Annotated in this window: 18 protein-coding genes; 5 read left to right on the top strand and 13 right to left on the bottom strand. The window is 71.7% G+C overall.

From position 1 onward, the window contains the following. Positions 1–25: 25 nt before the first annotated feature. Positions 26–850: an ammonia-dependent NAD(+) synthetase gene (nadE, locus tag JOD52_RS00625; protein ID WP_204408463.1), complete on the bottom strand. Its 825-nt coding sequence runs from the start codon at positions 848–850 to the stop codon at positions 26–28. 84 nt (positions 851–934) lie between these two features. On the opposite strand from nadE, the gene JOD52_RS00630 reads away from it, so the two are divergent. Beyond that, positions 935–1729 (top strand): serine hydrolase, encoded by a 795-nt coding sequence (locus tag JOD52_RS00630; RefSeq protein ID WP_017824810.1) that lies wholly within the window; start codon positions 935–937, stop codon positions 1727–1729. Positions 1730–1750: 21 nt separating this feature from the next. Here the strand turns inward: JOD52_RS00630 and JOD52_RS00635 are convergent, their stop codons facing one another. The 4 genes from JOD52_RS00635 to JOD52_RS00650 all read right to left on the bottom strand — a co-directional run bounded on the left by JOD52_RS00635 (position 1751) and on the right by JOD52_RS00650 (position 5642). Beyond that, entirely contained in the window at positions 1751–2755 is a 1005-nt protein-coding gene (locus JOD52_RS00635) for a C40 family peptidase (protein WP_204408464.1), read from the bottom strand. A gap of 27 nt (positions 2756–2782) precedes the next feature. Then, positions 2783–3973, bottom strand: coding sequence for an enolase C-terminal domain-like protein (locus JOD52_RS00640; protein WP_204408465.1), 1191 nt, complete (start codon positions 3971–3973; stop codon positions 2783–2785). Beyond that, positions 3970–5124: a DUF819 family protein gene (locus JOD52_RS00645; RefSeq protein WP_204408466.1), complete on the bottom strand. Its 1155-nt coding sequence runs from the start codon at positions 5122–5124 to the stop codon at positions 3970–3972. Before JOD52_RS00645 ends, JOD52_RS00640 begins: the two co-directional genes overlap by 4 nt. A 158-nt stretch (positions 5125–5282) precedes the next feature. Next, positions 5283–5642, bottom strand: a complete 360-nt coding sequence (locus tag JOD52_RS00650) for a DUF3870 domain-containing protein (protein WP_204408467.1) — start codon at positions 5640–5642, stop codon at positions 5283–5285. A 161-nt stretch (positions 5643–5803) separates the two neighbouring features. Here JOD52_RS00650 and JOD52_RS00655 point away from each other — a divergent pair, with 161 nt between their 5' ends. Continuing rightward, on the top strand, positions 5804–7126 hold the full coding sequence (locus JOD52_RS00655; protein WP_204408468.1) for an MFS transporter: 1323 nt from the start codon (positions 5804–5806) through the stop codon (positions 7124–7126). Between the two features lie 45 nt (positions 7127–7171). Here the strand turns inward: JOD52_RS00655 and JOD52_RS00660 are convergent, their stop codons facing one another. Then, positions 7172–7642 (bottom strand): SRPBCC family protein, encoded by a 471-nt coding sequence (locus JOD52_RS00660; protein WP_204408469.1) that lies wholly within the window; start codon positions 7640–7642, stop codon positions 7172–7174. 57 nt (positions 7643–7699) lie between these two features. On the opposite strand from JOD52_RS00660, the gene JOD52_RS00665 reads away from it, so the two are divergent. Further along, a complete protein-coding gene (locus tag JOD52_RS00665; protein WP_150108514.1) occupies positions 7700–8521 on the top strand; it encodes an alpha/beta hydrolase in 822 nt (273 codons plus the stop codon). Here JOD52_RS00665 and JOD52_RS00670 read toward each other — a convergent pair. After that, complete coding sequence (locus tag JOD52_RS00670; RefSeq protein ID WP_204408471.1) at positions 8469–9680, bottom strand: aminotransferase class I/II-fold pyridoxal phosphate-dependent enzyme; 1212 nt, start codon at positions 9678–9680, stop codon at positions 8469–8471. The genes JOD52_RS00665 and JOD52_RS00670 overlap by 53 nt on opposite strands. A gap of 138 nt (positions 9681–9818) precedes the next feature. On the opposite strand from JOD52_RS00670, the gene JOD52_RS00675 reads away from it, so the two are divergent. Beyond that, on the top strand, positions 9819–10385 hold the full coding sequence (locus JOD52_RS00675; protein WP_150108513.1) for a hypothetical protein: 567 nt from the start codon (positions 9819–9821) through the stop codon (positions 10383–10385). Between the two features lie 25 nt (positions 10386–10410). Here the strand turns inward: JOD52_RS00675 and JOD52_RS00680 are convergent, their stop codons facing one another. The 3 genes from JOD52_RS00680 to JOD52_RS00690 form a co-directional block, all read right to left on the bottom strand. After that, on the bottom strand, positions 10411–11703 hold the full coding sequence (locus JOD52_RS00680; protein WP_204408472.1) for a phosphodiesterase: 1293 nt from the start codon (positions 11701–11703) through the stop codon (positions 10411–10413). Between the two features lie 123 nt (positions 11704–11826). Next, positions 11827–12687, bottom strand: a complete 861-nt coding sequence (locus JOD52_RS00685; protein WP_204408473.1) for a hypothetical protein — start codon at positions 12685–12687, stop codon at positions 11827–11829. Further along, complete coding sequence (locus tag JOD52_RS00690; protein WP_017824798.1) at positions 12684–12974, bottom strand: hypothetical protein; 291 nt, start codon at positions 12972–12974, stop codon at positions 12684–12686. Before JOD52_RS00690 ends, JOD52_RS00685 begins: the two co-directional genes overlap by 4 nt. A 105-nt stretch (positions 12975–13079) precedes the next feature. Here JOD52_RS00690 and JOD52_RS00695 point away from each other — a divergent pair, with 105 nt between their 5' ends. Then, positions 13080–14603 (top strand): serine/threonine protein kinase, encoded by a 1524-nt coding sequence (locus JOD52_RS00695; RefSeq protein WP_204408474.1) that lies wholly within the window; start codon positions 13080–13082, stop codon positions 14601–14603. A gap of 201 nt (positions 14604–14804) precedes the next feature. On the opposite strand, the gene JOD52_RS00700 is transcribed toward JOD52_RS00695, so the two are convergent. Genes JOD52_RS00700 through JOD52_RS00710 form a run of 3 tightly spaced genes read right to left on the bottom strand, consistent with a single transcriptional unit; the run spans position 14805 to position 20421 of the window. After that, complete coding sequence (locus JOD52_RS00700; RefSeq protein ID WP_204408475.1) at positions 14805–16421, bottom strand: serine hydrolase domain-containing protein; 1617 nt, start codon at positions 16419–16421, stop codon at positions 14805–14807. Between the two features lie 5 nt (positions 16422–16426). Beyond that, positions 16427–17302 carry an SWIM zinc finger family protein gene (locus JOD52_RS00705; protein WP_017824796.1) on the bottom strand — a complete coding sequence of 292 codons (876 nt, stop codon included), beginning with the start codon at positions 17300–17302 and terminating at the stop codon, positions 16427–16429. Next, positions 17299–20421, bottom strand: coding sequence for a DEAD/DEAH box helicase (locus tag JOD52_RS00710; RefSeq protein ID WP_204408476.1), 3123 nt, complete (start codon positions 20419–20421; stop codon positions 17299–17301). Before JOD52_RS00710 ends, JOD52_RS00705 begins: the two co-directional genes overlap by 4 nt. Positions 20422–20496: the final 75 nt, after the last annotated feature.

The raw sequence follows: 20496 nt of genomic DNA on the forward strand, positions 1-20496 counted from the left end.
TCCGCCCAGGTCAGGATGGTCGAGGTCACTCCCGCCACCAGGTGTCGTGGATCGTCACCGGGACGGTGCGCTTGTGGCGGGTGCGCAGGAAGATCGTCTCGAGCTTCTCGGCGGCGGCCTCGTCGATCTCGCGGCCCTCGAGGTAGTCGTCGATGTCGTCGTAGCGCAGCCCCAGTTCGGCCTCGTCGGTCTGGCCGGGGCGGCCGTCCAGCAGGTCGGCCGTGGGCACCTTGCCGGAGAGCGCATCGCTCGCCCCCAGCTCCGTGAGCACTTCCCGCACCTGGCGCTTGTTCAGGCCGGACAGGGGCAGCAGGTCCGCGCCGCCGTCGCCGAACTTGGTGAAGAAGCCGGTGACGTTCTCGGCCGCCTGGTCGGTGCCCAGCACCAGCAGCCCCAGGTCGCCGCCGATCGCGTACTGCACGGCCATGCGCATCCTGGCCTTGGTGTTGCCCTTGGTGAAGTCGCTGAGTTCCTCGCCCAGCCCTTCGCGGTAGGCCTCAGCCAGGCCCTCCACTCCGGCGGCCACGTTCACTGTGACAGGGCGGTCGGCGGCGATGAAGTCCATCGCCGCCTGGGCATCTGCCTCATCGTGCTGGACCCCGTAGGGCAGGCGCACCGCCACGAACAGGGCATCACCACCCTGCTCCCGCACACGCTCCACCGCCAGCTGCGCCAGGCGACCCGCGCAGGTGGAGTCCACGCCGCCGGAGATACCCAGCACGAAGCCCTTCGCGCGGGTCGCCACGAGGTAGTCCACCAGGAACTGCACCCGGGACTCCACCTCCGCGGCGGGGTCGATGGTGGGCTTCACGCCGGTCTCGTCGATGATGCGCTGCTGCAGTGGCCTCATGGCCGCGATTCTACGGCGGGGCCACGGGGCTCGGGGTACTGACTGGTGGCGCGCAGCCCCTGACCGCCCGGCTAGTATGGGGGGATGAGCCTGAGCACCGCCGCCCCGCCCACCGAGCGTCACGTTGCGATCGCCCTCGCCGGGGCCGACGGTTCCCTCCTCCACAGCCAGGACCCGGACCGCCCCTTCTACGCGGCCAGCACCATCAAGCTCCATGTGCTGATGGCAGTGCTGAACGCAGTCGATGCCGGGCACCTCGACCTGGACCGCACCGAGCCGGCCAGGCGCACCTTCACCGGGGTCGACGGTGCTCCGTTCACTCTGTTCGGCGACCACCTGGACCCCACGCACCCTGCCGACGGGCAGCCGATCACGGTGCGCGAGCTCGCGGTGCGGATGATCGACCGTTCCAGCAACGAGGGCACCGATCACCTCATCGAGCTCGTGGGGCTGCCGGCCGTGGCCACCGCCATCGACGGGCTGGGCCTGACCGCCACCCGCGCGGAGCGATTGATCGGCGACGCGGCCGCCATCGACCAGGGGTTAACTCTCGAGACCACCCCTGCGGACCTGGTGCGCACCGTGCGCGCCATGGTGGGCACCTCCTCGAACCTGCAGCCCGATCACCGCGTGCTCGCCCGCGAAGCGATGTCCGCCCAGCGCATCACCATCATCTCCAGCGCCCTGCGGCCCGAGGTGCCGGTGGGCTCCAAGTCCGGTTGGGTGGACGGCTACCGGCATGACGTGGCGTTCATCGGGGATCCCGACGGGCCCGAGGTCCGCTACCTGGCCGTGATGACCGCGGGCATGGTCAAGGCCGAGGCCGACGAGGTGATCCGAGCACGGGTTCGGGAACTGCTGCCGGACCTGGCCCGCTGACCACTGCTTCACCAGGGACGCTCACCGCTCGAGTATCCGGACCGCCCCGGCGTACTCGCCCTTGACGTCGTACCCGCTGAGCGACTCGACATCGATCGTGCGCGGGGCATTGGGGGCGTGGATGATCCGGTCCTCGCCCAGGTACAGGGCCACGTGCCGGATCTCCGGGCTGCCGGGCCCCTCGGAGAAGAACACCAGATCGCCACGGCGCAGGTCGTCCCGCTCGACCCGGGGCAGGCCCGAGTCGGTCATCTGCGGGCCGGCATCGCGGGGGATCGTGATCCCGTGGTGACGGAACACCGAGTGGGTGAACCCCGAGCAGTCGAAGCCCCACGCACTCATGCCCGACCACAGGTACCGCAGCCCCAGGAAGCGCTCGCCGGTGGCGATCACCTCCTCCACCGTCGGGGCGGGGGGCGCCTCGCCCGGCTCCCGGACCGCCACGTCGGCTGCAGGCAGGTACTGGGTCCCGCCTCCGGGGACCGCCACCTCCACCGCAGCCCCCGTGCGGCCCAGTACCGGCAGCACGGTCCCGAAGGAGACCTCGATCCCGGGGGATGTCCCCTCGGCGTCCTCCGAGAGGCGGGAGCGGGAGGCCGTGACCGTCGCCGTCGGGGACGATGCCGCAGCCTGCGCGAAGCCCGGGTCGACAACCAGCTGCGCGAGCGGCACCCACCCCGGGTAGCCGCGGGGATCACGCGGGGAGAGCTGATCGGTGACCACGATGCGTGCCCACTGCCCATCGACCTCATCGACGATCACACGAGCCCCCAGCAGCGCCTGGGTCTCCAGATGGCCGGTCAGCCAGCGCAGCGTCTCGGCCTCGTCCATGGCGGAGTTCCAGGCATCCAGGTCCACCGGTACGGACAGCGAGGGATCATCGATCCCTGCACGGTCAAGGCCGGGCCGCACCCACACGGTGGCCACGGCTACCTGGACGAATGCGGTATCCCCGGGGCGGGGGGCGGATCCCGGGGCGTGGCCCGCGCGGGTGCTGGGGTCAGGGGTGGGGGTCGAACGGTTCATCGGTCTCTCCTCAGGGACGGTGCGGGCCTACCGGGGCGGGTCCTGGTCGGGGCGCAGCAGCTCCATGCCCAGGCCGGGCCCGCCGGTCAGCGCCAGCCAGCCCTCCTGGACCTTGTAGCCGCCGGAAGGGTGGCGGGTGGTGAGCCAGTCGGGGGAGTCCAGGTCCACCATGGTGATCGCCGGGTGCGCCAGTGCCACGTGCGCGGCGCCCGCGATCGTGATGCTCGGCTCCATCATCGCCCCCACCATGCAGGTGAGGCCCGCGTCGCGGGCCACATCGGCGATGGCCATCGCCTCGGGAATCCCGCCGGTCTTGGCCAGCTTGATGTTGAGCATGTCGGCGGCGTCGAGCTCTGCGATCCGGCGGGCATCGGCGGCGGTCCACACGGACTCGTCCGCCATGATCGGGGTGCTGACGGCGCGGCGCACCTGCGCCATGCCCTCCAGGTCGGCGGCCGCGACGGGCTGCTCCACCAGGTCCACCGGGAGTCCGTCGGCCTCGAAGGCGCCGATGATCTCGATGGCCTGCTGCACGCTCCAGCCCTGGTTGGCGTCCAGTCGCAGGCGGGCCCCGGGGACCGCGTCGAGCACGGCATCCAGGCGTCGACGGTCCTCGTCCACGTCCCTGCCCAGCTTGATCTTCAGCACCCGGTAGCCCTCGGCGGCGGCCTCGCGGGCGTGCTGGGCCATCACGTCGGGCTCCTCGAGGGAGACGGTCATGTCCGACTCGATGCGGGTGTGCACCGCACCGCCCAGCAGTTCCACCAGGGGGCGGCCTGCCGCCTTGCCCCAGGCGTCGTGCAGGGCCACGTCCACCGCGGCACGCGCACTGCTGGCCCCGTCGACCGACCGCGCCAGCAGGGCGCTCAGCTCAGCGATGGTGCCGCGGGCCCCGGTGAGGGCGGCGGTGATCGGTCCCGTCACCGCAGCGGTGATCGAGGCCAGGTCCTCACCGGTGACGGGCTTGGTGTCGGCCGCGGTGCCCTGCCCGATCACGCCGGCGCGCAGCTCCACCTCGATGGCCAGGTACTCCACGGCCTCGGTGCGCCGAGCGGCGGTGACGAAGGGACGCAGCAGGGGAGCGGCATGGCGATGCGTGCGCACCGCCGCCACCTCCAGCTCCAGCGCCGTGGCGCCCACGAGGGAGGCGGGCTCGGGCGTGCCGCCGGTGGGGCCAGCCGTGCCGCCGGGGGTGCGGGGAGCGGGGCGGCCGGTCACAGCATGCTCATCAGCTGAGCGGCACCCAGGCCGATCCACGTGCCCGCGAAGGAGCCGATCAGCGCGAACAGGATGCCCACGGGCACCAGCTGTCGGTTGAAGGCACTGGCCACCACGGGCGCGGAGGCGATGCCGCCGATGTTCGCGGTGGAGGCCACGGCCAGGGAGAACAGCTCGGTGCGGGTGAGCTTCGCGTAGATCACCATGATCACAGCGTGCACCAGCAGCACCAGGAAGCCGATCAGCAGGTACAGCGGCGCCTGGGTGAGCGCCGAGAAGTCCGAGCCGGAGGCGATCTGACCGATCACGATGAACAGCATCAGGGTTCCCACCTCCATGGAGCCGGCCGTCTTCCCCAGCGGGGTGTGCGCGACCGCCAGGCCCAGCAGGGACACGATCAGGATGGTCCAGGCGGTGCCGTTGACCACGTCACCGAGCACCGGCAGCTGGTTGCCGATCCAGATCGCCACGGTGGAGACGAAGATCGAGCCGAAGGCCACGATCGCCAGGGAGGTCACGGTGATCTCCCTCTTCTCCTCGGCGAGGTCGGCGCCGGCGTGGGAGTCCAGGTAGGAGGTGTCGGCCTTCGTGAACCGGTTGAAGCGGTCCGAGACCGCCACCGAGGAGAACATCGCCATCAGCCACACCGAGTACACGATGGTGTCGGTGATCAGGGCGTAGCCGAAGATGTTCTCCGGTGCCTGCAGGATGTCCTGCACCGCGACCATGTTGGCGCTGCCGCCGGTCCAGGATCCCAGCAGCGCGCCGAGCGCCTTCCAGGACTCCTCGTGCAGTGCCCCCTGGAACAGGGCGTACACCGCCACCATGCCCACCGCGAGCGATGCGGCGGCCACGAACATCGTCAGCAGCAGCTTGGGGCCCAGCTTGATGATCTTGCGGATGTCGCAGCCGAACAGGAACAGGAAGATCATCGCCGGCAGGGCCACGTTCTTCACCGCTGCGATGGGGGCGCGGGTCTCCTCGGCCTGACCGAACACGCCCAGCGAGTTCAGGGTGGCGCAGATCAGGTACATCAGCACCATGCCGGGGACGAACTTGAAGAACTTCCAGCCGGTGGTGCGTTCCAGGACGATGAGCAGGCAGGACAGGCCCAGCAGCACACCGAGCATGAGTAGTCCGTCGGTGATCAACGGTCCTCCTTCGGGGCGGGCCGCCGGCCGGACTGACCGGGAAAAGAAGAATCGGAAGCGCACCGGACAGCCGCAGGGCGGCACGGGCACGGCAGCGACCACCCGCGAGGGGTGGCGCCGGTGCCCTGTCCAGGCGCTTCCGACGGGATCCGGTGCGGTCAGGAACCGGGCTGACGGCGAGCGACAGGGGTATTGGGTTGAGCGGGGGAGCCGTCGACCAGGTCGCGGTACTTCGCAGCGGCACTCCGCACGGCGGCGGCCATGGCGCGCTGCGAGGACCCGTGGTACCGATCGATGATGGCCTCCACCAGCGCGTCCTCCTCCTGCAGACTCCTGCCCTCCAGCAGCTCGCGCACGAACTCCACGGTGAGTGGGAGCGCCGCAGTGCAGTCGGCCCGGACGATGACGTGGGTCTCAGTGTCGACCACTAGGCCCACGAAGAACAGCCCGAACTGCGTTGTGATCGGATTGTTATTCGGCGACTTCGCCTCACCGGTCACGTAGATCGTCCTGCTCATGGGCACGAGAGTACGTGGATCGCGCGGGCAGCGTCGCGCGATGTCGTGCGATCCCGTGCGATCCGAGCCAGAGGCGCCGTGCGGCACGGGCGGGAGGTGATGTGCCCCGCGCCGGTGGACGCGGAGTGGAGACACCCGCGGGTGGGGTGTAGAAGTGTGCGGTGGCCGACCACCACGAGAGCGACTCCCCGCACCAGCCCCACGACGCTCCCGGTCCCACCGGCGCCGCCCCCGAGCCCGGCCCTGCCCCGCGCCGTGGCGGCGCTGCCCCGCGCCGTGGCGGCGCTGCCGCAGGCGCCCCCGTGGTCGGAGCACTCTTGGCTGTGCTCGCGGTGGCCACCGTGTCCGTGAACCTGCGCCCCGGCGCCACCTCTCTGGGACCGCTGCTGGAGGACGTGGTCGCCTTCCACGGGCAAGGAGGGCTCGCCACCGGACTGCTCACCGCCCTGCCCTGCCTGGCCTTCGGCGTGCTGGGCATGCTCGCTGTGCCGATCTCCAAGCGGGTGGGCCTGACGGGCACCGTGGTCGCCTCGTTCGTGCTGGTGGTGGCCGGGCTGCTGCTGCGCCCCCAGGCGAGCACCTTCTGGATGTTCACCGCGCTGTCGCTGCTGGCGCTGGTGGGGCCGGCCCTCGGCAACGTGATCGTCCCGGCCTGGATCAAGCAGTACGGCGGCCGTCGCACCGTGGGCCTGATGACCCTGTACTCGACACTGCTGGGCGTGGGCGGCGCCACCGGTTCCGCGTTCGCGGTGCCGCTGATGACCGACGGTGCCCTGGGCTGGCAGGACTCGCTGCGGTTTTGGGGCCTGATCGCCGTGGTCCCGGTGGTGGTGTGGGTGATCGTACTGGCCCGCACCGGCCACGACTTCCCGCCCCCCACCGCACAGGGAGAGCTGCACACCTCCGTGCTGCGCGCACCGACCGCACTCGCACTCACGGTGATGTTCGGCCTGCAGTCCATGAACGCCTACACCCAGTTCGGGCTGCTCCCGCAGATCCTCACCGGCGGCGGGATGAGCCCCACCAACGCGGGCCTGGTCACCGGATCCGTGGCCGCCTGGGGGATCCTGGGCGGGCTGGTGATGCCCACCATCATCGATCGCTCCCGGCATCTCCCGCTGATCGCACTGGCCTTCGGGGTGCTCACCGCCGCCGGGTACGTGGGGCTGATCCTCGCCCCGGCCGCCGGAGCCCTGCTGTGGGCGGCAGTGCTGGGCATCGGCGGTTTCGCCTTCCCCACCGCCATCGCCCTGATCCCGGCCCGCAGCCGGGACCCGCTGGTCACCGCGAAGCTCTCCGGGATGGTCCAGCCGATCGGCTACCTGATCGCAGCTGCCGGCTCCATCACCGCCGGGGTGGTGCTGGATGCCACCGGTTCGGCATCGACGATGCTCGCGATGATGGCCGTGACCGGCCTCGCCCTGGGCCTGGCCGGCTACCGCGCCGCCAAGCCCGTGTTCATCGACGACGAGATCGCCCGCTGATCGACCAGCCGTTGCCCGGCAGCGGCCTGCGATGCCGGGCGCTGATCAGCTCCGCTGGACAGCTGCCGCGATGTCCTCGAGGTCCTGCTCCATCGCCTTGCGGGTGGCCTTCATCCCCACCTTCGCCATCACGCCCATCAGCGCGCCCTTGAGCCCGCCCTTCTCCTGCGGGGCGGCGGAGAAGACCATGGTCAGCTCGATCGCATCCGGGGAACCGGAGATCGGGGACAGCAGGAACTCGGTGCGGTAGGCAGCACCCCCGGCATCCGCCACGATGACCGTGCGGCGAGGTTCCTCGGCCACCGCCACCTCCATCTCCTCGGTGCCCTCGAAGCCGAACATCTTCCTGGTCTCCAGCCAGCGCGTGCCCACCGCGTAGGGGCCGGGGGTGAGCACCTCGACCGAGAGCACGTCGCTGAGGGTGCGGGGAGCCGCCTCGATGTCCGTGAGGACCGCCCACACCTGCTCGGCGGAGGCGGGGATCTGACGGCTGAGACGCAGCTGCTGAGTGGCCATGGGCAGATCGTAATGCTGCCCAGGCACGACGGCGACGGTCATGGGAAGATTCAGGGCATGAGCATCGTGCGCGCGCTGAGCCATCTGGTGACCCAGGGACCGTCCAAGCCCGCCCGTTCCCTCGTGGATCGCCGCCTGGTGGAGCGCCGACGGCACCACCACGTGCCCACCACCTGGATCGACGTGGAGAAGGCCGCCGATGCCACGATCGTGCACCTGCACGGCGGCGGGTATCTGCGCGGCGCGGACCAGAACACCTGGGAGTGGCTGGAGGACCTGCGCCGCCGCTCAGGCACCGCCGCGGCGATGGTCCACTACCGGGTGGCGCCCCGGTACCCGTTCCCGTACGCCTTCGACGACGCCCTCCAGGCGGTGCTGTCCCTGACCCGCAACTCCGTGGTGCGCCCCGGGCGCTGGGTGCTCTCCGGCGACGGCGCGGGCGGCGGGCTGGCGCTCGCCGTGGCGCAGTCGCTGCGCGAGTACGGCGGTGGCGAGCCGGCCCTGCTGATGCTCACCACCCCCTGGCTGGACCTCAGCGAGGAACGGCTGCGGTCCCCCGAGCTGCGCGAGGCCGCCGACCTCTACGCCGACGGCGCTGATCGCGACGACCCGCGTCTGAACCCGCTGCGCGGTGACATGACCGGCCTGCCGCCGGTGCACCTGACCACGGGCGGCGACGACCTCCTGCTGGCCGATTCCACCCGCCTGACCGAGAAGCTCCGGGAGGCAGGGGTGGAGCTGGACGTGCATGCCTCCCTCGAGGGAGGGCACAGCTTCCCGCTGCAGCAGCGCAGCCCCGCCGCTCAGGCCGCCCGACGCTCCCAGATCACCGCGGTGCGTCGAGCGCTGGACCTGGACCGGGAGCTTCCCGGGGCCTGAGCGCCTGGATCGTCCGGGACATCGCCGCGCGCAGGATCGGCCTGGGCATCGCGGCGATGAGCCGGATGTGCCCCTCGCCCACCGTCCCGCAGGAGCGGCCGTCGGTGGGCACCACTCGCGCCTCCCGTTGGATGAACTCCACCGCTGGGCATGGCAGGTCCAGGGCGGTGAGGTCCACCCAGTTCACGTAGGTGCCTTCGGGGCGGCTCACCACGGCGGCAGGCAGCCCTTCGCCGATCATGTCGGCCACCATCGAGGTGCAGTCGGCCAGGTAGGCGGTCACCTCGTCGATCCACCCGGAGTCGTCGCGGTAGGCGGCGATAGTGCCTGCCATCCCCATCGACGGGGTGCGATCCGACAGCGGGGTGGGCATCCGCGACCAGGCCTCGCGGTCCACGTCGCTGGTCAGGACGGCCTGCGCGCACTTGAGGCCCGCGATGTTCCAGCCCTTGGTGGCGGAGACCGCGGTGACGGTGTGCGCGGCTGTCGTCTCGCTCAGTGAGGCGTAGGGGATGTGGCGGTGCCCCTCGAACACGATCGGTGCCCAGATCTCGTCGGCGAACACGCGCACCCCGGCTCCCTCGACCATGCGGGCGAAGGCCTCCAGCTCCTCGCGGGTGAACACGCGCCCGGTGGGGTTGTGCGGGTTGCACAGGATGACCAGCTGCGCGCCGCTGCGCTCGATGGCCGCGGCGATCCCCGGGAGGTCCAGCGCCCAGCGGCCGCGGTCGTCGCGGATCATCGGCACCTCGATGGCGTCACGGCCCTGGCGCCGGATCGAGGTGAAGAAGTTCATGTAGGCGGGGGTCGGTACCACTACGGGAGTGCCGGGATCGGTGGTCGAGGCGATCACCTGGTCCAGCACCATGATCACCTCGGGGGCGACGCGGATGTCCGCCGGATCCACCTGCCACCCATGGGTGGTACGGAGGCGTTCGGCGGTGGCCTCACCGGTCTGCTCCACCAGGTGCGGGGGTGCGTAGCCGAAGCTGCCCCGGTCCAGTTCCTTGCGCAGGGCGGCAGTGACCACGGGGGAGGTCCCGAAGTCCATCTCGGCCACGAATGCGCCGATCGCCTGGTCCGGCAGGCACCATTTCAGGCTCTTGGTCGCACGGAGCTGCTCGACGGTGATCGCATCGAACGCTGCTGCCAGGTTCACGGTCAGTCCTTTCCTCGTGCCGGTACCTGCACCCGGGACAGGGTGCAGGAGGTCGGGGACCCTGATCCCGCCATCATGTCAGCCCCTGGCCGGACCCCACCGACTGAGACATCGGACAACCGGCGCTACGATGTGCGCGTGACGAGCGAGGAACCAGGACCGGTGCAGCACGCTCCGTGGCAGGGCCGCAGCGTCGCCGTCGCGCAGCTGCGCGAACTGCTGACGCCCTGCGCCCCCAGCGGCATGCTGCGCCTGGTGGTCCAGCGCCTCTCCCTGGTCGAGCACGGACGGCCCGCAGGGGAGCACGAGGTGATCTCCTCCGTGGCCGACGTGGACGGGAACCTTGTCGCAGTGCCCTTGCGCGAGAGCGTGCGGGCCGACCGGGACCGCGCCGATGCCGTCGATGCCGCCATCGCGAAGCTGCGGCAGGACCTCGCCGCGGACGGTCTCATCGACGTGGCCGGCCTCGAGGTGATCATCGACGCCGACGGCACCGAGCAGGTGCGGATCGCCCGCGACCTGACGGTGGCGCCGCGCGACCTGCGCGATGGGGATCCCTTCGACGCCGTGCACGACGGCGACCACCACATCGCCCGCCACGCCCCGGTGCTGGAGGATCTGCGCGATCGCCTGGCCGAGCAGTCCACCGGCCCCCTGCGCCGCGCCTGGGAGTCCATCCAGGACGTGCTTCGCAGGCTGCGCTGACCCTCGGCGGCCCCGGATCTGCTGATCAGGCCCCGGCCAGGGCTGCCGGGCACATGCCGGCCGCCGTCGCCCCGGGCAGAGTGACATCGAGGGCGCCTGCGAGGGTGACGCCGAGATCCGCCCAGGCCCCCTCCACGGGGCCGGAAGGCAGGCCGTCGCCCTGCCCCAGGGCCGTGCTCCAGGCATCGGGATCGGACACGGCACGGGGGCCTGCGTAGTAGGGGTCATCGCCCTCCACCAGTGGACGATACGTGGGGGACAGGCCGAACAGCGTGCCCGGGGCCCCGTCCAGCACAGCGATCACGTCCGTCCGGTCCGTGGCGCCGATGCCGTCGTCCACCTGCCGCAGGCGCAAGCGGCAATGCGCCGCCACCTCCGCGAGAGCCTCCATCGCCGCATCGCGAACGGTGTCGGGCTCGCCGCGCCGCACGTGCAGGGCGCCGCGGGGCCCATCCGGCCACACCAGCGCACGGAAGTCCGCCAGCCGTGGCCCGTCCGTGCTCACCAGGCCGCGGCGGGCCAGCATCGTATTGGGGTGCACCAGCAGCTCCACGGGCACCAGGGGGCGGCCCGGCAGCAGCACCACATGATCAGCGTCCGTCGGCCCGAAGGCGGTGACCACCCGCCCCAGCGCGCTGACGGTGGCGGCGAGTGAACGGTCAGCAGCTGACGAGGAGCGACCCTCGTGGCGCCGTGCGCGCCCCAGTCCCGTCAGTCGTACCGCCGCCAGGTCGATCCTGCCGGCCGTGTACGCCTCCTCGGCGATCTGAGCGACCAGTTCGTCCGGCTCGACCTGGGACAGCTGCACGCCGGCCTCGCGGCGCGCGCGCAGGTGCTCGGTGACCATGCGCGCGGAACTGGTCTGCTCGACCATGCTCCAGCGGTCGCGGTAGCGGCGCAGGTCCTCCACCAGTGGCAGGCACAGATCAACTCCTGCACGGGCTGTGGCCGGGCCCCCGCGGGCCGTGGCCGGCCACTGCAGTGCGCAGGTCACGCCCCCGCGGGCACCCACCTGGTCCAGCAGGGTCGGGGTGCGCAGGTCGCCGGCGTACCAGACGCCCGCCCCGGTGGGCTCCGAGGGGTGCAGGGCCAGCTCGGTCGCCACCCCCGTGTGTCCCACGGAGGCACCGCTCATGACGCTCACCAGCGCGGGAGCGGGCTCCGAGGGGCCTCCGGGGCGGACCCGCAGCGGATTCGCCCCGGCCAGCAGCGCATCGAGGCATGTGCCGGGCGTGCGGAGCGGGCCCCCGGCGATCGAAGCCACATCGAGATCGTCCAGCCCGTCCGCGGCGATCACGAGGGCACGACCCTGGACCATGGTGCCCCTCCTTGCCTCCGACGCCAGCAGCATCACGAACGTAGAGGCCCCGTATTGCCCGCATGGGTGCCGGTGGTGGCCGCGGGGACACCGTCAGGTGAACAGCCGACGACCACGCGCCCGTCAGGGGCAGAGGACGACCGTCTCCTCATCACCGAGCATCGCCTCGGAGGAGGTGCTGTCCATCGCCTTGCGGGGGACCCGGGGGGAGCCGATCACCTGCTCCATGGTGGCCTCCTGCACTGCCACGTACGCCTCCTCGGGGCCGATCGCGGGGACGATCAGGCCCCCCGCCTCACCGGTGGCGCACAGGTCCATCCCGTGGACCGTCACCTGGAACATGCCGCGGGTGCTCTCGCCCCTGCCGTCCAGGTCCATCCTCATTGCGAACCGGAGGGCCACCACACCCACGTCCCGCGAACCGGTGTCGATCACGGTGCGAGCGATGGTGCCGCCGAACAGCAGCTGTGGCAGCGCGCCCGTCTGCCCGCGGTACCAGTTGGCACAGATGCGGGGGGCGCCCACATCGGCGAAGGCATCGGCCAGGACGTAGGCGTAGAAATGGCGGCTCCCGCTCTTGAAGCCCTCGGCCAGGTCGTCCTTCCAGAAGTTCGGGGTGGACGTCGAGATCGCGTACTGCGCATCGGCGTCCGAGAGCCCCGTGAGCTCGCCCGGGGAGAGGTATGCGCCGGTCAGGAAGTCCACCAGCTGCTGGCGGGCACCTGGCACGGAGGAGTCATCGAGGCCGCTGTCGGTCCAGGCCGAGTACTCCGCGAGGTCGCCCTCGAGGGGGAGGGACAGCAGGTCGTCGGCCGAACGGGTGTCCCACTGGGCCTGGTCGACGGAGGCCAGGGGATCGCGTGTCAGGTCGGGGTCGGTCGCCACCGGCTGGGGGCCCCGGGAGCACGCCGCCAGGGCAAGGGACCCGGTGCCCAGCAGTGCCGCGGCGAGGCGCCGACGCGTCAGCAGGGTGCGTCCGCTCATCTCAGCTCGGGCTCGGAGGTGTCGGCCCGGCCCGCATCCGCATCCAGGCGGCGGGAGATGGTGCGGGCACGGTCGCGCTCGCGACCCACCGCGCGGTCCACCAGCTCGGTGGTGTCGTGCTCGGGCTCATCCGGCTGGATCACCATCCACACCACGAACGCGATCGTGAGCACCGCGGTGCCGGCCAGCAGGATCCCGAACACCGACCAGAAGGAGCCGGGCAGATCGGGGTTCCAGAACGGGGAGTCCTCGAAGGGGGCAGCCGCCAGCAGCGTCGCAGCGATCACGGCCTCTCCCCTCAGATGCTCGCCGGCACGCCCGCAGACGGTGCGGGGCGCTCGGACACGGCCAGCATAACGGCCGGTGTCCATCACGGATATGCTGGCCGCGCTATGGCAGACGTGATCGTCGGGCGCTTCGCGCTGATAGACCTGATCGCCAAGGGGGGATCCGGGTCCGTTTGGCGAGCCTGGGATCAGAAGACCCAGGAGCTGTGCGCCGCGAAGGTGCTGCGCCAGCGCGACTCCGCCGACCTCATGCGGTTCGTGCGCGAGAAGGGCGTGAGCTTCGATCACCCCCACCTGCTCACCCCCTACGGCTGGGGCGCCGAGGACGAGCACGTGGTGATCGCGATGCCGCTGGTCTCCGGGGGCACCCTCGAATCGGTGGTCAAGAAGAAGGGCAAGCTGGCCGAGCCCGCCGTGGTGGTGGTGCTGGAGCAGCTGCTGGACGGCCTGGCCCACATCCACGAGGAGGGCTGGATCCACCGCGACGTGAAACCGGCCAACATCATGTTCGAGCCCCGCGGGAAGGCCTGGCCCCACTCCCGCCTGGCGGACTTCGGCATCGCCGTCCACGAGACCGACGTGCGCTTCACCCACGTGGGCATGGTCAACGGCACCCCCGGGTACATGGCCCCCGAACTGTTCGCGATGGCCGAACCCACCCCCTCCCACGACCTCTACGCCGCCGGTGTGGTGGCGCTGGTGGCCCTGAACGGTCCCATCAAGCTGCACGACGGTGCCTTCCGTCCCGACGAGCTGAACCAGCACCTGCGGGGCGTGACCCCGAAGCTGTCGGCCGTGATCCGCAAGCTGGTGGCAGCTCAGCCGGAGGAGCGCTACCAGGACGCCCAGAGCGTGCGCCGATACCTGCCGCGAGTGCCGCGAGGGTACCCCCTCACCCTGGCCGACGGCACCCCGCTGGAGTTCTCCGACACCCTGGACCCGCTCCCGCCGAACGCACCGGGTGCTCGTCGCCCCGAGCGGCCCGCTCCGGGCGTCGCCGTCTCGTCGATGGAGGCGATCCGCTCCGGGCGCGTCCAGCAGGGGTTCTCCGCTGCCTCGGCCTCCCCGCAGACGGGCCCGCAGTGGGCCGGTGGCCCCGGCCAGCCCGGCAGTCCTCGTGGCGGAGGCCCGCAGCAGGGTGGCCAGCCCTACCGTCAGGGCGGGCCCCAGGGCGGGCCGTCGCGCGGTGGGTACCAGCAGGGTGGGCCGCAGCAGGGTCGGACCGGCATGCAGGGCCCGCAGCACGGCGGCTCCCGTGCCGCCACCGGCTCGCGCACCGGCAGCGGTACCGGTGGCCGCAGCACCACCACCTCGCAGGGCATCACCGGCACCATCACCAGCACCCTGACCGGGACCGGACCCAATGCAGGACGCAATCGCAGGACCCTGGTGGCCGCGGCCATCGGGGCCGTGGCGGCGCTGGTGCTGGGCGTGATCGTGGCCGTGGTGCTGGTGAACGTGTTCGACGGATCCAGTGCCTCGGGCCCCACCAGCACCATCGACTCCTCGTACGCCCTGGTGGAAGCCGGGCAGGAGTGCGTCGCGGAGGATCTGGGCGTGATCGGCATGACCGAGGACGGCCGCTACCTGTCCTGCTCCGTGAACGGCGAGGGTCACGCCTTCGGCTGACCCGCGGCCGCGGCGGAATCGGGGGGTGCGAGACCGCCGGGCCACCTGATGGCCGGTGGCGGGCAGGGAACGGCGTAGTAGTGGCCCCATATGAACAGCTACGACATACATGCCGGTGCTGATCACAGAGGGCCAGTACCTCGGTGACGGACCAGGAACGCGGCGCGGTCACCGGGTCAGGAACGGGGTACGGCCACCGGATCAGGAACGGGGCACGGCCACCGTGTCCAGGCCCTGGATCAGTGCTTCGCGGCGAGGATCCATCTGCAGATCGATCCGTAGAACGGACCGGGTCCCGCCGGACTGCACCCCGCCGGACTGTGCACCCGGGACCGTCCAGCGCAGGTGGGTGAGGCTGAGCGGCTGGGCATCCTCCGGCCGCAGGGAGCCCAGCGCCCCCTGCTCCAGACCCGCGGCCTCCAAGGCCTGCTCAAGACGACGGCGGCGCTCGGCCCGGGAGATGTCCAGGTCCATGTTGTCCGCGAACCAGGCATCGGCCAGGGAATCACCCGCCCCGCGCAGCCAGTCCAGGGCCGCGCCGGCGGCCTGCACGGTGCGCGGCGAGGGCTCGGGCACCCGCGGGGCGAACAGGGCAGGGGCATGCTTGGCGAGGATCTGCATGGCCTGCACGGACAGCACGCCGAGCGGCGCGTACTTGCTGTTGGCCAGGGCCACCACGCCCACGCCGGAGTCCCGGTGCCACTGCATGAACGCCCCGTAGCCGGGGTAGCCGCCGGAGTGGGACACCAGTTCACGCAGGTCCGGCAGCACATCCACGACCAGGCCGTAGCCATAGCCGCGGATCCGGTCGAAGCCCGTGGTGCTGCCATCGGACCCGATCGGACTGCCAGGCAGCAGGTGGTGGCGGTGCATCTGCTGCATCTCGCGACGTGAGGCCGTGCCCAGCAGGTCCTGCGGGCGATCGGCAGCATCGGGAGCGTCGGCCGCGGCGAGGAACCGCACCCACGCAGCGAGATCGTCGACCGTGGAGTACAGCCCTGCCATCGCCCCGTACACGCCGGGACGGTCGAAGGGCTCGGCCTCGAAGCGGGTGGCGTCGGAGCGCTCGTTGATCCGGTGGCCGGTGGCGATGCGAGCCGAGTCCAGGCCGGAGGTCTCGAAGGCGCTGTCCACCATCCCCAGGGGCTCCAGGAAGCGCTGCCGGATCTCGGTGGTGTAGTCGGAGCCGGTGACTTCGTCGATCACGCGGCCCAGCATCGCGAAGCCCGTGTTGGAGTACTCGTAGCCGGAGCCCGGGGTGGTGGAGCGGCCCAGGCCGCCGCGCAGCAGCGCCGCGAACTGCTCGCGGGTCATGGACTCCTGGCGGTCGCCCCAGGGATTGTCGGTGACCAGGCCGGAGCTCATCGTGAGCACGTCCCGCAGGGTGATCGGGCGGGCATCGGCGGGCAGGTCGACGGCGCCGACGGCCTCGGGGAGGTACTGCTCCACCGGGTCGTCCAGGCGCAGCTTCCCCTCATCGCGCAGCGCGAGGATCGTCGCGGCGGTGAAGGACTTCGTGAGCGAGGCGATGCGGGAGATGGAGCCGCGGTACATCGGGGTGGACCCCGGGGTGGGCTCGCCGCCCGCCAGCTCGCGGTGCCCCGCGGCGCCGTGGGCCAGGACCGCCTGATCATGACCGTGCCCGCCGACGATCGCCCAGGTCACCCCGGCGATGCGGTGGTCGGTGACGGTCTGCTCGTACAGCGCAGTGATCTCACGGACGGCGCTGTCCGGGATCGGGGCGGCGGTGCTCGAGGTGGGGGCGTTGCTCGGGGGGTTGCTCGAGGTGGGGGCAGGGCTGGAGGGCGTGTTCTGCATGCCTGTCACCGTAGCGGGTGTGGGGGCTCGTCGTCCTGGCTGCCCTGTTGGTAGAACGCGGCTATCAGTGCCGCTGCGTGCTCACCCAGCACTGCGGCGAGCAGGGAAGGGTCGGCCCGGGAGGGGTCGAAGCCAGGGGAGGGGCGAGCAGAGCCGTCCACGGAGCCGGAGTCCTCGCCCGCATCACCGTCCCGGCCATCGGTGCTGTCAGCCGTGCCGACACTTCCACCGGTACCGATGCTGTCGCCGGTGGCGTCGTCGGGGGAGGGGGTGTTGTCACCTGCACCCGGTGACGGTGCGGTGGGCGTGGCGTCCTGGGGCGCAGCGGGAGCGGACCTTGCGGAAGTCCCCGCGGCAGGCGCCACCAGGTCCTCGATGCGCAGCCCGCGCAGGGTGAGCAGGGTCAGAGGCTTCTCGTCCACCGCCTCCACCAGCACATACACGAGCGCCGCAACATGGCGGCAGGGCCCCGGCCAGTCCAGGCAGGAGCAGTCGTGGGACAGTTCCGAAGGTCCACGCGGCAACAGCGACACCTCATGGGCCGACAGCTCCTTCTCCACCAGCTGCGGGTACTCCCCGGCGGCCATCCTGGCCGGCAGCTCGGGGTGCGCACGGGCCACCGCGAGGAACGCCTCGCGGTCCGGTGCGGAGTACGGGGTGAGGTCCAGCTGCGGGCGGTACAGCTCCCCATCGGAGTCCTGCACGGCACCACGGGCCGCCCCGCGGGTCACGTCGATCCACGCCACCCGGCCGGCGCGGGCATCGGCCCTGCCGCCGGAGGCGCGACTGCCGCCCAGCAGCGACTCGATCGCCCGGCGCAGGGCGACCGCGTGCCAGCCCACCCCGATGGGGCCTCTGCGAGATCGCAGCTGGATGCTCATTCGGGACCACCGCCCTTGTCCTCCTCGGACAGCGACAGCAGCTCCAGCAGGGAGTCGTCGTCCAACTGCGCGAGCCAGTCCTCCCCGGGCGCGATGGTGAGATCGGCCAGGGACTGCTTGTCCAGCAGTACGGTGTCGATGCGCTCCTCGATGGTGCCGGCGCTGACCAGCTTGTGCACCTGCACGTCCTTGCGCTGGCCGATGCGGAAGGCGCGGTCGGTGGCCTGGTTCTCCACCGCTGGGTTCCACCAGCGGTCCAGGTGCACCACGTGATTGGCGGCGGTGAGTGTGAGGCCGGTGCCGCCTGCACGCAGGCTCAGCAGCATCAGCCCGGGCTGGTCGCGTTCGGCCTGGAACTGCGCCACCATCTGGTCGCGGTCCTTCTTCGCCACCCCGCCGTGGAGGAATGGCACCGGCAGGCCGAACTTCTGGGCCCAATACGGCACCAGCAGGTGCCCGAAGGTGGTGAACTGCGTGAACAGCAGCACCTTCTCGCCGTCGGCGAAGGCCGTCTCCAGCAGGTCGTCCACCAGCTCCAGCTTCCCGGAGCGGTGCCGGCCCTCCTTCAGCATCGCCGAGCCGTCGCCCAGGTAGTGCGCGGGATGGTTGCACACCTGCTTCAGGCGCGTGATGGTGGAGACCACCACCGACCGCCGCTGCTTCTGGGTGGCCTGATCGAGCTCGATCTTCAGCTCCTGCACCAGCGCCTCGTACAGGCCCGCCTGCTCCGGGGTGAGGGTGACGGTGCGGGTCAGCTCCCGCTTCTCCGGCAGATCCGCGATGATCGCCCGGTCCGTCTTCACCCGACGCAGCACGAACGGGGAGGTCACCAGCTTCAGCCGGGCCAGCGCAGCAGGGTCCGCGTCCTTGGAGATGGGCCCGGCCACGTGCTCGCTGAACTCCGCGGCCTTGCCCAGCAGGCCCGGCTCCACCACCTCCATCAGGGAGTGCAGGTCCTCCAGGCGGTTCTCCACCGGGGTGCCGGTCAGTGCCAGCCGGTGCGGCGGCCGCAGCTTCCTGGCGGCCCGGCTCACCTGCGTGTGCGGGTTCTTCAGATGCTGCGCCTCGTCGTACACCACGCGGTGCCAGTCCACCCGCTGCAGCACGGATAGGTCCCTCGCCAGCAGCGCGTAGGTGGTGATCACCAGGTCCATGTCGGCGGCGCCGGCGATGAAGGACTCGTCGCGGATCCGGTCCCCGCCGTGGTGCACGTGCACCGCCAGGTGTGGGGCGAAGGCGCGGGCCTCCCGCTGCCAGGCGCCCACCACCGACATCGGGCACACCAGCAGGGTGGGGCCGACGGGCCGGGCCTCCCGTTCCCGGCACAGCAGCGCGAGCACCTGCATGGTCTTGCCCAGCCCCATGTCGTCGGCGAGGATCCCGCCGAGGCCCAGCTGGTGCAGTTCCCACATCCAGTCCAGTCCCGCCCGCTGGTAGGGGCGCAGCGTGGCCTGCAGGGTGGACGGCTGCGGCAGCTGGCGGGGCCCGGGACCGCCGGGCAGCAGCCGGCCGATGCCGGCCTTGTCGACGTCGGCCAGGGCAGCAGCGCCCAGGTGCAGCTCGGCGGCCTGCGGGGACAGCACCAGCGAGAACAGCTCCGCCCAGGACAGGATGCCGCTGAGGGCCCCGGGCACCGTGTCCGGCACGGGGTACAGGGAGTTCAGCACCGGGGTGGGGACGTCCTCCGGGGCAGGCGGCGCGGACGCCGCCCCGGCAGCCTCGTCACCGGCCCGGCCGAGCTGGGCGGCGCGCTCGGCGGCCAGGCGGCGGAAGCGGCGGGCACGGTCGGTGAACTCGCCCAGGAACCGCTCGGCGGCGCGCAGAGTGGTGGCGTCCAGGCGCACCCACTGTCCCCGCAGCTGCACCAGCTCGGCCTGCGCGGCGAGGATCTCGGCCATCTCCTCGTCGGTCAGCTCCGTGTCCCCGACGGCCATCCGCCAGCGGAACTGCGTCATCTGGCCCAGGCCCACCGAGGACTCCCGTTCGGTGGCCGGTTCCTCGGTGACCTGGGGTCGCAGGCTGGCGGCCTGCTTGGTCCAGTCGCGCGGCAGCAGCACCGTGACGCCGGCCTGCTCCAGGCCAGGGGTGTCGTGGGCCAGGAAGGCGCCGGCCTCGGCGGTGGTGAGCAGCCAGTCCACCCCGGTGTCGTCCATCGCGGCCTGCCGCACCGTGGGGGCCAGGCGCATCACCTCCGCGGTGGCCTCGGCGGCACCGGCGGCACTGAGATCGCCGACGGCGCGCAGGTCGGCCACGGAGTGGATGGTGCCGTCCTCCTGGCGCAGGCAGGTCTGCAAGGGCCACGCGGTGCCCACCGGCGGTTCGTGCAGGCGCACCACCAGATCGCTGTCCGTGGAGGTCAGGTGCACACCCACTCGGCCCGAGGCGATGTACGCGGTGAAGGCCTCCACGATCGCGCGCTGCTCGGGCACATCCGCCCGCAGCCCCGCATCGGAGGCCAGGGCGTCGAGCACCCCGTAGCGGTCTTCTGCGCCCTGCTCGGCTCCGGTGCCGGGCCCGCGAGTGGAGGAACCGGCGAGGTGGGTGGCGAAGGACTGCCGGGCGTGCGCATCCACCAGCGCATGCAGCAGGGCAGGGCGGCCCTCCGTGGGGGCCAGCCAGCGCAGCAGCGCCTGGCCGTGCCGTTCCTCGGCGGTCACGCGCAGGTCACGGGTGCGCACCAGCTCGCGGGCCTCCACGTCCAGCACCGTCGCGGCCAGCACGTCGGGCATCGCGGCGATCGAGGCGGCCGGCCCGTCGGCCGCAAGCCGCACTGCGGTGCCGTCGGTGAGCAGCCTGGTCACCTGCTCGAGTGCCTCATCCCCGAAGCGGTCGTGCAGACACCCGGTGACGGCGTCCACCAGGCCGATGAGGGCCGGCCCGTCCAGAGGGAGGGCCGGCACGCGACGATCGGGCGCGCCACCCCTGCCGGGGATCCGCACCCGGTGCCGCAGACGCTCCGGTGCATCGTCGAGCACCGCGGCCAGTGCTGCCGGGGCATCGGCACGCAGCGGTGTCAGCTGCTCGAGGGCGCGGGAGCGCCCCGGGCTCGTCTGCTCCCGCACCCACAGGGCGGGGCCCAGGTCGTCGTCGACGACGAGGTGCAGGCGGTTCAGAGGCATCTGCTCAGAGTAGATCCCGGGGCCGACGAACGGGCGCGGCAGCCCGGCGCTGTGGACGGGACCGCGGACGCGGCG

The sequence above is a fragment of the Brachybacterium muris genome, assembly GCF_016907455.1.
GTDB classification, from domain to species: Bacteria; Actinomycetota; Actinomycetes; order Actinomycetales; family Dermabacteraceae; genus Brachybacterium; species Brachybacterium muris.

What these genes read in the sequence shown, in the direction of transcription:
- JOD52_RS00650 (WP_204408467.1), bottom strand. Translation starts at nt 5,642, where the DNA reads ATGAGCAGGACGATCTACGTGACCGGTGAGGCGAAGTCGCCGAATAAC.
- JOD52_RS00705 (WP_017824796.1), bottom strand. Translation starts at nt 17,302, where the DNA reads ATGAGCATCCAGCTGCGATCTCGCAGAGGCCCCATCGGGGTGGGCTGG.
- JOD52_RS00700 (WP_204408475.1), bottom strand. Translation starts at nt 16,421, where the DNA reads ATGCAGAACACGCCCTCCAGCCCTGCCCCCACCTCGAGCAACCCCCCG.
- JOD52_RS00695 (WP_204408474.1), top strand. Translation starts at nt 13,080, where the DNA reads ATGGCAGACGTGATCGTCGGGCGCTTCGCGCTGATAGACCTGATCGCC.
- nadE (WP_204408463.1), bottom strand. Translation starts at nt 850, where the DNA reads ATGAGGCCACTGCAGCAGCGCATCATCGACGAGACCGGCGTGAAGCCC.
- JOD52_RS00685 (WP_204408473.1), bottom strand. Translation starts at nt 12,687, where the DNA reads ATGAGCGGACGCACCCTGCTGACGCGTCGGCGCCTCGCCGCGGCACTG.
- JOD52_RS00635 (WP_204408464.1), bottom strand. Translation starts at nt 2,755, where the DNA reads ATGAACCGTTCGACCCCCACCCCTGACCCCAGCACCCGCGCGGGCCAC.
- JOD52_RS00630 (WP_017824810.1), top strand. Translation starts at nt 935, where the DNA reads ATGAGCCTGAGCACCGCCGCCCCGCCCACCGAGCGTCACGTTGCGATC.
- JOD52_RS00680 (WP_204408472.1), bottom strand. Translation starts at nt 11,703, where the DNA reads ATGGTCCAGGGTCGTGCCCTCGTGATCGCCGCGGACGGGCTGGACGAT.
- JOD52_RS00665 (WP_150108514.1), top strand. Translation starts at nt 7,700, where the DNA reads ATGAGCATCGTGCGCGCGCTGAGCCATCTGGTGACCCAGGGACCGTCC.
- JOD52_RS00710 (WP_204408476.1), bottom strand. Translation starts at nt 20,421, where the DNA reads ATGCCTCTGAACCGCCTGCACCTCGTCGTCGACGACGACCTGGGCCCC.
- JOD52_RS00660 (WP_204408469.1), bottom strand. Translation starts at nt 7,642, where the DNA reads ATGGCCACTCAGCAGCTGCGTCTCAGCCGTCAGATCCCCGCCTCCGCC.